Raw genomic sequence first — 7,807 nt, forward strand, 5'->3', positions numbered from 1 at the left:
ATTCGTAGACTGTTAGATTCGGTTTATCTTGGCCCTCAATGACCCAGAAAACCAGAGTTCGGCGGGTAAGTATTGTCGCAAAGTCTTACCCTCATCTGCAAACGTTTTCCTTCGAAAAATAAGTTTCATATCAATACCCTGCCAACCTTCCACTAATAACTGCGCGCAACTTGCTGTAATAAAAGCCTTACAAAGAAAACGTTTGCTTCGTGTTACATTGAAATGCCCTTACCGTTCGCACGGTTGATTTTAATGCTTAAGCGAGTATTATAGACGTCTAGACGGAGGTAGCTCTATACATACAAACGTATATCCGTGTACACGTTTGTAACGCATTCTTGATCAATATAGAGCCCACGATAATCAAATTACATTACTTATGGGAGCCCTCATGGCGAAGCACCTGTTTACTTCTGAGTCGGTATCAGAAGGCCATCCCGATAAAATTGCTGACCAAATTTCTGATGCAGTATTGGATGCGATCTTAGAACAAGACCCAAAAGCACGTGTGGCGTGTGAGACTTACGTAAAAACAGGCATGGTAATGGTCGGTGGTGAAATCACCACGACAGCATGGGTTGATATCGAAGATATCACCCGTGAAACCGTGCGTGAAATCGGCTATGTCAACTCACAGATGGGCTTTGATGCTGACTCTTGTGCAGTACTGAGCGCAATTGGTAAGCAGTCTCCAGATATCAACCAAGGTGTTGACCGTGCAGATCCGCGTGAACTTGGCGCTGGCGATCAGGGCATCATGTTTGGTTACGCGACTAACGAGACAGACGTACTAATGCCTGCTCCTATTACTTATGCTCACCGTCTGGTTGAGCGTCAGGCGGCGGTGCGTAAAAACGGTACCCTGCCATGGCTTCGCCCTGATGCGAAAAGCCAGGTAACTTTCGCTTACGATCAAGGTAAAATCGTTGGTATCGATGCTGTAGTATTGTCAACTCAGCACAGCGATAGCATTGAGCTACCCGTACTGCAAGAAGCAGTAATGGAAGAGATCATCAAGCCAGTTCTACCAGCAGAGTGGCTAACAAAAGACACTAAGTACTTCATCAACCCAACCGGCCGTTTCGTTATCGGTGGTCCAATGGGTGACTGTGGCCTAACCGGTCGTAAGATCATCGTTGATACCTACGGCGGCGCAGCACGTCACGGTGGTGGTGCTTTCTCTGGTAAAGATCCATCAAAAGTAGACCGTTCAGCGGCTTACGCAGCACGTTACGTAGCGAAAAACATCGTAGCGGCTGGCATGGCTGACCGTTGTGAAATCCAATTGTCTTACGCAATCGGTGTAGCAGATCCAACGTCTATCATGATTGAAACGTTCGGTACTGAAAAAGTATCACACGAAATCATCGTTGAAGCGGTACGTCAGCACTTTGATCTGCGCCCATACGGCCTGATCGAAATGCTTGATCTGCTTAAGCCTATGTACAAGAAAACAGCGGCTTACGGTCACTTCGGCCGTGAAGAATTCCCATGGGAAGCGACAGACAAAGCTGCCATCCTACGTGATTTCGCTAACCTGAAGTAAGCGATACTGCGTAAGACGACACTCAAAAAAGGAAGCCTCAGCTTCCTTTTTTGTTTGTATTAGGGACGAGGTAGAGCAGTTAAGAGCGGAAAATCAGGGACTAGGAAGAGCGAAAAAGCAAAAGATATGTGGTCCTGTGGTCCTATGGTCCTATGGTCCTATGGTCCTATGGTCCTATGGTCCTATGGTCCTATGGTCCTATGGTCCTATGGTCCTACAAGCAGGAGCGAGGGACGAGGTTCGAGTGTAAAGGAAAAAGAACGAATTCTGAGACTCTACCCCTGCTTTTATTCCGCTCTTACCCATAGGGCCTTAGGATCGCTTTTGCTTCTCCGTTCTAACCCGCTCTTCCTCGGAACTCGTACCTCGAAACCCGTACCTAGATCTTGATCTACCCATAGGACCATAGGTCCGCTTTTCCCCATAGCTCCGCTCTCGCCCTTCCGCTCTTAACCCGCTCTTCCTCGGAATTCGTCCCTAGTCCCTTCTCTATTTCCCCTAACTTTTTTATACTTCCTTTCCAGCCACCACCACTGACCGAGCCCATGCCCCCACTTCACGCCCAAGTTATCGCCAAAGTCAAACTATGCATCAAGATAGCCAACCAGCGCTTAAACCAGCGACTACCAACGCCGGTCGTTAACTTTACTCAGTGGGGGAAAATTGCCGGCTGTGCCCGTCTGCAAGGCTGGGAGATCCGTTTCAACCCGGTATTACTGCAAGAGAACCCGCAGGCGTTTCTCGAGGAAGTGGTGCCGCACGAAGTCGCTCATCTAGTCGTTTTTAAACGCTTTGGCAAGGTTCGCCCCCATGGCAGGGAGTGGCAAATCATCATGGCTGAGGTGTTTGGTGTTCCACCTCGCACAACACATAGTTTTGATATCAGCTCAGTCCAAGGCGCTACGTTTCGCTACCAATGTCAATGCAACGAGCATCAACTCTCTGTTCGCCGCCATAATAAAATGCTGCGTGGCCAAGCCATCTATCATTGCCGTCGCTGTGCACAACCACTCGAACTTATACCAAATAAAGGCTCTTCTTAATTAAAGGAAAAACGCGTATTCATCATTACGCCGCGCCTCGATTCCTCTCCGAGCTAACACACCACCATCAATATGGCTTATCTTTTTTAGGGCTATTTCCCCTCTCTATTCTGGCCACAACGCATGCAAATAATAAAAAACACAGTGTGACGCGATTCTAAAAAACCTTTCAGTGATAGTCTTATCAGTACCAAAACTGACTAAGGACTACCATGCGACACTTCACGTCTACCTTACCGCGTCACGTCTGCTACGGATTGGCACTGGCTTTGCTGCTGCCTTTGACTGCAACGGCCCATGCGATGGAACCACTGGTGGTGAAGAAATCCACCAGCGGGATCTGTCATGACAGCAGCAGTGCGTCTTATCAACGAACAAAAACGTTTACCCCCTACGACAACCTCACCGCTTGTCTTAACAGTGGTGGTCGCCTGCCTAAAGGGTCTCAAGCTAAAAAATCAATCACGACGGCCAATCACACCTCCTATCAGCGTCAATATTTCGGTCACGGCTGGCTCGATAACGATAAAGACTGCCAGAACGCCCGGATGGAAACACTGATCGCCCAATCTGTTGGCCAAGTACGCTTTAAAAGCGACAAACAATGCCAGGTAGTCTCTGGCCGCTGGAATAGCGCTTACTCCGGCAAGACGATCTATCAAGCGTCAGATATCGATATTGACCATATCGTGCCGCTTAAATGGGCATGGGAACACGGTGCCAACACATGGACAACCCACCAACGCAAAACATTCGCGAACGATCCTAAAAATCTGGTCAGTGTGGAGGCTTCGCTTAACCGTCAGAAAGGGGCAAAAGGGCTGGATGAATGGTTGCCGCCAAAAAATCAGTGCCAATACATCCCCCGTTTCATGAGGGTGGTAAAAGCCTACCGCTTAACCCTCAGTCATGAGGAAACTGTGCACTACCAAGCCTTATTGGCCCGCTGTAAAAAAACGGTGAAATAGTCTCACTGGGCAGCCTGCATTTTGGCTGCCCCAGAAACGAGCATCTTGAGGTAGCTTGGGTATATAATACGGCCAGATTAAACCCAACAGGTTACCAGTAGCCATGAGAATCCCACGAATTTACCACCCTGACACCCTGCCTGCGTCAGGTATCATCATGCTCAGCGAAGAGGCCGCTAACCATGTAGGCCGCGTGATGCGGATGCAACCGGGCCAGGAAGTGCTGCTATTTGATGGCAGTAACGCCGAGTTCCCGGCACTGATCACCAATGCCAGTAAAAAAAATGTGGAAGTTGAGATACAAAAACGCCGTGAAAACAGCAGCGAATCACCACTCGATATCCATCTTGGCCAGGTGATCTCGCGTGGTGATAAAATGGAATTTACCATCCAGAAATCCGTCGAGTTAGGGGTAAACATCATAACCCCTCTGATCTCAGAACGCTGTGGCGTTAAATTAAACGCAGAACGTTTTGATAAAAAACTCCAGCAATGGCAAAAAATCGCGATTGCTGCCTGCGAACAGTGCGGTCGCAACGTGGTACCAGAAATTCGCCCGGTAATGAAACTGGAAGAGTGGTGTGCCGAAGAATATGATGGCTTGAAGCTAAACCTTCACCCGCGAGCCCATTACTCAATCAACACTTTGCCTGAACCTGTCAGCAAGGTACGCTTGTTGATCGGCCCGGAAGGTGGGCTGTCAGCAGAAGAAATCAGCATGACAGAAACCTACCACTTTGATGAAGTACTACTGGGTCCACGCGTATTGCGCACTGAAACTGCAGCAATGACAGCAATTACCGCCCTGCAGGTTCGCTTCGGCGATCTAGGCTAATCCCACTCACGGGAAGACAAACTAGGAGAAACCAATGATCAAACTGGGTATCGTGATGGACCCGATTGAGTCTATCAACATCAAGAAAGATTCCAGCTTTGCCATGATGATGGAAGCACAGCGTCGTGGCTGGGAAATCCACTACATGGAAATGAATGACCTGTCGCTTGAACAGGGCAAGGCCATTGCTCGCACCCGTGTTGTTAGCCTGAAAGAAGATCCGAATGGCTGGTTCGAGTTCCACAGCGAACAAGAAATCGCACTATCCGATCTTGATGCTGTATTAATGCGTAAAGACCCACCTTTTGACACTGAATACATCTATGCGACTTATATTCTTGAGCGCGCAGAAATTGAAGGTGCCCTGATCGTCAACAAACCGCAAAGCCTGCGTGATTGTAATGAAAAACTATTCACGGCCTGGTTCCCTGAATTAACCCCGACCACCATGGTCACCCGTCGTGCAGATAAGATCAAAGCGTTCCACCAAGAACATGGCGATATTATCCTAAAACCTCTGGATGGCATGGGCGGATCGTCCATTTTCCGTGTGATGAAAAACGATCCGAACGTTTCAGTGATCATTGAGACCCTGACCAATATGGGTCAGAACTACTGTATGGCACAAACCTTTGTTCCCGATATCAGCAATGGTGATAAACGAATTCTGATGGTGGATGGCGAGCCGATGCCATATTGCCTTGCGCGCATTCCAGCCAAAGGGGAAACCCGAGGTAACCTTGCTGCTGGTGGCCGAGGCGAAGCTCGTCCAATCAGCGAAACCGATCGTAAGATCGCAGAAGCGGTGGGGCCAACACTCAAGGAAAAAGGCCTGATTTTTGTTGGTCTTGACGTGATTGGTGACAAACTCACTGAAATCAACGTAACCAGCCCAACCTGTATCCGCGAAATTGAAGCCGCTTTTGATATCTCTATCACTGGCAAGTTGATGGACGCCATTGAACAGCGCCTTAACCACTAGTTTCACCTAGGGGTATCGTCGCTCCACAGCACCCAAAAGGCTGTGGAGCGAATTCAAATATCCCCCCATTATTGCCCATTCTGCCAATTAGTCGGCATACTATTAAGAATAAGACAGGTAGCAGGTACTCTCATGAATTTGACCAATCACTTTCTGGTTGCCATGCCCAGCATGCAAGATCCCAATTTCAAAGGTGGTGTGGTTTACATCTGTGAACACAACGATGAAGGGGCGATGGGTATTGTGATCAACCTGCCGATTGAAATATCAGTCGGTAATATGTTGGAACAAATAGAGATCGCACGCGATCTACCGGTCAACAACCCAAGCAGCCTGGAACAACCCGTATTCAATGGTGGACCAGTTTCTGCGGATCGCGGCTTCGTCCTGCACAATAAAAGTGGCTGTTTCAGCTCCAGTATTGATATTACGGATCACGTTTCAGTGACCACCTCAAAAGATATTTTATCTCTGCTCGGCACCAGTGAAGCCCCGGAACAGTTTCTGGTCGCACTGGGCTATGCAGGTTGGGATGCCGGTCAGCTCGAACTGGAACTTGCAGAAAATACCTGGCTGACGACTGAGGCCAACCCGGACGTGGTATTCAATACCCCAATCAGTGAACGCTGGAATAAAGCCATTGCCCAGCTAGGCATTAATGCCACCCACCTTTCAATCGAAAAAGGACATGCATGAGTAACGCACGTAGCGTATTAGCCTTTGACTATGGCACCAAAAGTATTGGTGTTGCGATCGGCCAAGAACTGACTGGTACCGCGAATCCACTCGCGGCCTTAAAAGCCAAAGATGGCACCCCGAACTGGGATGATATCGGAAAAATCCTCAAAGAATGGCAGCCGGATCTCGTTGTTGTCGGCCTGCCACTCGATTTACGGGGCGGCGAACTTGAAGCCATTACCCCGCGAGCGAAAAAATTTGCCAATCGTCTGCATGGCCGCTTCGGCTGCCAAGTTGTGCTGCATGATGAACGCCTGAGTACCGCCGAAGCCCGTGCCGAGTTGTTTGAACGTGGCGGCTACCGCAACCTGAGCAAAGGCAATATTGACTCTCAGTCCGCCGTGGTGATCCTCGAAAGCTGGTTCGAGCAGCAGTACGGGTAAACAACTCGAGGTTCGGCAATATTAAAAAATGGGTTGCTGAAAAGTACCCGTTTTTTCCTTATCTTCTACCCTGTTGCTTTCCCACGTTGAACCATGTGTTATTAAAGCCACTCACAAAAAACAAATATATTAATAATTTTCAACAAGATGTGAAGAAGCAGACAAATAAAACACAAATAACCCTTTACATATTTACGTTTTGGTTTAATAATGACGTCGCTCTGTTGTTCAGAGTTATTAATGAAACATCAAGTAAAAGTAAAACCCTCAGAATTCCTTCGTTATTGTTGTCATCCTCAGTGTTTCCCTTAGCTTCATCGTCACATTCAATAATTCAGACTCTCAGAATATCGCTATTTATCGGCGATAAAATTTAAGACTTATTATTAAAGGGACACACAATGTCTAATAAAACAACTGGTATCGTAAAGTGGTTTAACGAAGAGAAAGGTTTTGGTTTCATTACTCAAGACAATGGCGGTGCTGACGTATTCGTTCACTTCCGTGCTATCGCTTCTGAAGGCTTCAAGACTTTGGCTGAAGGCCAAAAGGTCTCTTTCGATGTTGAGCAAGGCCAAAAAGGCCCTCAAGCTGCGAACGTTGTAGGTCTATAAGACTTACCCGTAGGTAGCGGTTTGCCGCTACCTATATACCCCATCAGGGTATTTACTTAAAGGTAACTTTAATTAAGTATCTTACTTGCTGAAAAATGTTATTTGTCATCTGTTTCGTAAAAGAAAACTGTTTATCGCTACATTCTATGTTGTTTTATCCGTGTTTCCCTTTGCTTTATCGATAATTAAAAATCTTTATTTCAGCCTATCGCATGTCGCGATAACTCATGAAATTAAATATAAGGGACACACTATGTCTAATAAAACAACTGGTATCGTAAAATGGTTTAACGAAGAGAAAGGTTTTGGTTTCATTACTCAAGACAACGGCGGTGCTGACGTATTCGTTCACTTCCGTGCTATCGCTTCTGAAGGCTTCAAGACTTTGGCTGAAGGCCAAAAAGTCTCTTTCGATGTTGAACAAGGCCAAAAAGGCCCTCAAGCTGCGAACGTTGTAGGTCTATAAGACTTACGCGTAGGTAGCGGTTTGCCGCTACCTATATACCCCATCAGGGTATTTACTTAAAGGTAACTTTAATTAAGTATCTTACTTGCTGAAAAATGTTATTTGTCATCTGTTTCGTAAAAGAAAACTGTTTATCGCTACATTCTATGTTGTTTTATCCGTGTTTCCCTTTGCTTTATCGATAATTAAAAATCTTTATTTCAGCCTATCGCATGTCGCGATAACTCATGAA

9 protein-coding genes are annotated in these 7,807 nt (G+C 47.0%); all 9 read left to right on the top strand.

Features of this window, described 5'->3' with window-relative positions:
• The first annotated feature begins 391 nt into the window (after positions 1-391).
• The 9 genes from metK to cspE (L4D12_RS20155) all read left to right on the top strand — a co-directional run bounded on the left by metK (position 392) and on the right by cspE (L4D12_RS20155) (position 7,575).
• Positions 392-1,546 (top strand): methionine adenosyltransferase, encoded by a 1,155-nt coding sequence (gene metK / locus L4D12_RS20115; protein WP_428449615.1) that lies wholly within the window; start codon positions 392-394, stop codon positions 1,544-1,546.
• 545 nt (positions 1,547-2,091) lie between these two features.
• Positions 2,092-2,589 carry a SprT family zinc-dependent metalloprotease gene (locus L4D12_RS20120; RefSeq protein ID WP_428449616.1) on the top strand — a complete coding sequence of 166 codons (498 nt, stop codon included), beginning with the start codon at positions 2,092-2,094 and terminating at the stop codon, positions 2,587-2,589.
• A 212-nt stretch (positions 2,590-2,801) separates the two neighbouring features.
• The gene (locus tag L4D12_RS20125) at positions 2,802-3,557 is read left to right on the top strand and encodes an HNH endonuclease family protein (protein ID WP_428449617.1); all 756 of its coding nucleotides are present in this window, start codon (positions 2,802-2,804) and stop codon (positions 3,555-3,557) included.
• A gap of 103 nt (positions 3,558-3,660) precedes the next feature.
• Complete coding sequence (rsmE, locus tag L4D12_RS20130) at positions 3,661-4,392, top strand: 16S rRNA (uracil(1498)-N(3))-methyltransferase (protein ID WP_428449618.1); 732 nt, start codon at positions 3,661-3,663, stop codon at positions 4,390-4,392.
• A gap of 34 nt (positions 4,393-4,426) precedes the next feature.
• Positions 4,427-5,374, top strand: coding sequence for a glutathione synthase (gene gshB / locus L4D12_RS20135; protein WP_428449619.1), 948 nt, complete (start codon positions 4,427-4,429; stop codon positions 5,372-5,374).
• Positions 5,375-5,506: 132 nt separating this feature from the next.
• Complete coding sequence (locus L4D12_RS20140; RefSeq protein ID WP_428449620.1) at positions 5,507-6,070, top strand: YqgE/AlgH family protein; 564 nt, start codon at positions 5,507-5,509, stop codon at positions 6,068-6,070.
• Positions 6,067-6,495, top strand: a complete 429-nt coding sequence (gene ruvX / locus L4D12_RS20145; RefSeq protein ID WP_428449621.1) for a Holliday junction resolvase RuvX — start codon at positions 6,067-6,069, stop codon at positions 6,493-6,495. The genes L4D12_RS20140 and ruvX overlap by 4 nt, the downstream gene beginning before the upstream one ends.
• A 401-nt stretch (positions 6,496-6,896) precedes the next feature.
• Positions 6,897-7,109: a transcription antiterminator/RNA stability regulator CspE gene (gene cspE / locus L4D12_RS20150; RefSeq protein ID WP_428449622.1), complete on the top strand. Its 213-nt coding sequence runs from the start codon at positions 6,897-6,899 to the stop codon at positions 7,107-7,109.
• Between the two features lie 253 nt (positions 7,110-7,362).
• On the top strand, positions 7,363-7,575 hold the full coding sequence (gene cspE / locus L4D12_RS20155; protein ID WP_428449622.1) for a transcription antiterminator/RNA stability regulator CspE: 213 nt from the start codon (positions 7,363-7,365) through the stop codon (positions 7,573-7,575).
• Positions 7,576-7,807 lie beyond the last annotated feature (232 nt).

Source organism: Photobacterium nomapromontoriensis, from assembly GCF_050336815.1.
GTDB classification, from domain to species: Bacteria; Pseudomonadota; Gammaproteobacteria; order Enterobacterales; family Vibrionaceae; genus Photobacterium; species Photobacterium nomapromontoriensis.